The organism is Streptomyces caelestis, from assembly GCF_001279005.1.
GTDB classification, from domain to species: Bacteria; Actinomycetota; Actinomycetes; order Streptomycetales; family Streptomycetaceae; genus Streptomyces; species Streptomyces heliomycini.
In genome coordinates this window covers 1-2,802 of sequence record NZ_LGCN01000287.1, presented here as the reverse complement: position 1 = coordinate 2,802, position 2,802 = coordinate 1, and the positions used below count along the sequence as shown (strand labels likewise).

Sequence of the window (2,802 nt, the reverse complement as noted above, 5' to 3'; positions counted from 1 at the left end):
ACCGCGCGCGACTTCGACGGGCGGCTCGCCCTCGGCGCCCGCGAGGAGGACCGCCCGGTGCTCGAACACCGACCGCCCCGACGCCAGCGAGAAACCCACATCCAGCGCGGTGGCGTCGGCCAGGGCCGACACGCTCGCGAGCTGTGCCTCCAGGGCGCCCTTCGTCTTGCCGGCGACCGGCCACGGCACGACCGTCGGGTGGGCCGTCGGTGCGGCGGGCTGCTCCGGCTCCTCCGGTTCGGGGGCCTGCTCGACGACGAGGTGGGCGTTGGTGCCGCTGATGCCGAAGGAGGAGACGGCCGCGCGGCGCGGCCGGCCGGTCTCCGGCCAGGGGGTGCGTTCGGTGAGGAGGCGGACGTTGCCCGCGGTCCAGTCGACGTGGGTGGAGGGCGCGTCGATGTGGAGGGTCCTGGGCAGGACGCCGTGGCGGATGGCCAGGACGGTCTTGATGACGCCGGCGACGCCGGCGGCGGCCTGGGAGTGGCCGATGTTGGACTTCACCGAGCCCAGCAGCAGCGGCCGGTCCTCGGGTCGGTCCTGGCCGTAGGTGGCCAGCAGCGCCTGCGCCTCGATGGGGTCGCCCAGCGGGGTGCCGGTGCCGTGCGCCTCGACGGCGTCCACGTCGGCGGGTGAGAGTCCGGCGCCGGCGAGGGCCTGGCGGATGACGCGCTGCTGGGAGGGGCCGTTGGGGGCGGTGAGGCCGTTGGAGGCGCCGTCCTGGTTGACCGCGGAGCCGCGGACGACGGCGAGGACCTGGTGCCCGTTGCGGCGGGCGTCGGAGAGCCGTTCCAGGACCAGGACGCCGGCGCCCTCGGACCAGCCGGTGCCGTCGGCGGAGTCGGCGAACGCCTTGCAGCGGCCGCTGGTGGAGATGCCGCCCTGGCGGGTGAAGCCGGAGAAACCCATGGGGGTGGACATGACGGTGACACCGCCCGCCAGGGCGAGGGAGCACTCCCCCTGGCGCAGGGACTGGGCGGCCAGGTGGATGGCGACCAGGGAGGAGGAGCAGGCGGTGTCCACGGTGACCGCCGGTCCGGCGAGGTCGAAGGCGTAGGCGACGCGGCCGGAGACGACGCTGGCGGTGAGGCCGGTGGTGGCGTGGCCCTCCGCGTCCTCGCGGGAGTTCATCACGACGCCGACGTAGTCGACGCCGGCGGTGCCGACGAACACACCGGTGCGGGAGCCGCGCAGGGACACCGGGTCGAGACCGGCGCGTTCCACCGCTTCCCAGGTGGTCTCCAGCAGGAGCCGCTGCTGCGGGTCCATGGCGACGGCCTCGCGGGGCGAGATGCCGAAGAAGCCGGCGTCGAAGGCGGCGGCGTCGACGAAGCCGCCTTCGGCGGCGGCGCTGCTGCCCGCTCCCTCGCCGCCGAGGGCGTCGAGGTCCCAGCCCCGGTCGGTGGGGAACGGGGCGATGCCGTCGCGGCCCTCGTCCAGCAGCCGCCAGAAGTCCTCCGGGGAGGCGACCTCGCCGGGCAGTCGGCAGGCCATGCCCACGATGGCGATCGGTTCGTGCCGGCTCGCCTCGGCCTCCTCCAGCCGCCGACGGGTCTTGTGCAGGTCGGCCGTGACCCACTTGAGGTAGTCGACGAGCTTTTTGTCATCGGACATGACGGGAAAACCTTCCTGTGGTGAATCGGCTCGTCTCAGTGGTCGCCCATGCGGCCGAGTTCGTTGTCGATGAAGGCGAGCACCTCGTCGGCGCTGGCCGATTCGAAGGCGTCGTCCACGGGGGTGCCGGTCGTTTCCGGCGCGCCGCCGCGCACCTTGTCCAGCATCTGGCCGAGCCGGAGGGCGATTCCCGCGCGGGTGATCCCGTCGTGCTCGCCGGCCGCGAAGAGCGCTTCCAGGCGGTCGAGTTCGGCGAGCAGCGAGGGACCCTGCGGGCCCTCGTCGCCGGGGGCCAGTTCGGAGACGAAGTGCTCGGCGAGGGCCGTGGGCGTCGGGTAGTCGAAGACCAGGGTGGCCGGGAGGCGCAGCCCGGTCGCCGTGGAGAGGTGGTTACGCAGTTCCAGGGCGGTCAGCGAGTCGAAGCCGAGCTCCCGGAACTCCTGGGTCACGTCGACGGCCTTCGGCGTGGCGTGGCCGAGCACCCGGGCGGCCTGTTCGCGGACGAGGTCGGTGACGTACCGGACGCGTTCGTCGGCGCGGAGTTCGCCGAGCTTGGCGCCGAGGGCGGCGGCCGCTCCGGCCGCGTCGGTGGCGGCGGCGGTGCGGCGGCTGCTCCTGACCATGCCGCGGAAGAGCGGCGGCAGGTCCTCGGGGGCGGCGCCGCGCATGGCGCCGGGGGCGAGGCCGACCAGGACCAGGAACGACTCGTCGGAGCCGCGCGCGATGTCGAAGAGACCGAAGCCCTGGTCGACGGAGAGCGGCGGCAGGCCGCCGGACTGCATGCGGCGCATGTCGGTGTCGGACAGGGTGCTGGTCATGCCGCCGTCGTGGGACCAGGGGCCCCAGGCGAGCGAGGTGCCGGCCAGGCCCAGGGAGCGGCGGTGCGCGGTCAGGGCGTCGAGGAAGGAGTTGGCCGCGGCGTAGTTGCCCTGGCCGGGGCTGCCCATGACACCGGCGATGGACGAGAACGGCAGGAACGCCGCCAGGTCCAGGTCGCGGGTGAGTTCGTGCAGGTGCCAGGCGGCGTCGACCTTCGGCCGCAGGACGGCGGCGAGCCGCTCCGGGGTGAGCGAGGCGACGACGCCGTCGTCGAGGACGCCGGCCGTGTGCACGACGGCGGTCAGCGGGTGTGCGTCGGGGACCGCGGCGAGGAGCGCGGCGGTGGCGTCGCGGTCGGCGGTGTCGCAGGCC

The 2,802-nt window shown here is 74.4% G+C and carries 2 protein-coding genes; both read right to left on the bottom strand.

Annotated elements, in window-relative coordinates:
- The coding region (locus tag ADK41_RS38245; RefSeq protein WP_030837392.1) for a type I polyketide synthase at nucleotides 1-1,611 on the bottom strand (1,611 nt) is incomplete at its 3' end.
- A gap of 35 nt (nucleotides 1,612-1,646) precedes the next feature.
- Nucleotides 1,647-2,802: type I polyketide synthase (locus ADK41_RS38240; protein ID WP_159044012.1), on the bottom strand; the 1,156-nt coding region annotated here is incomplete at its 5' end.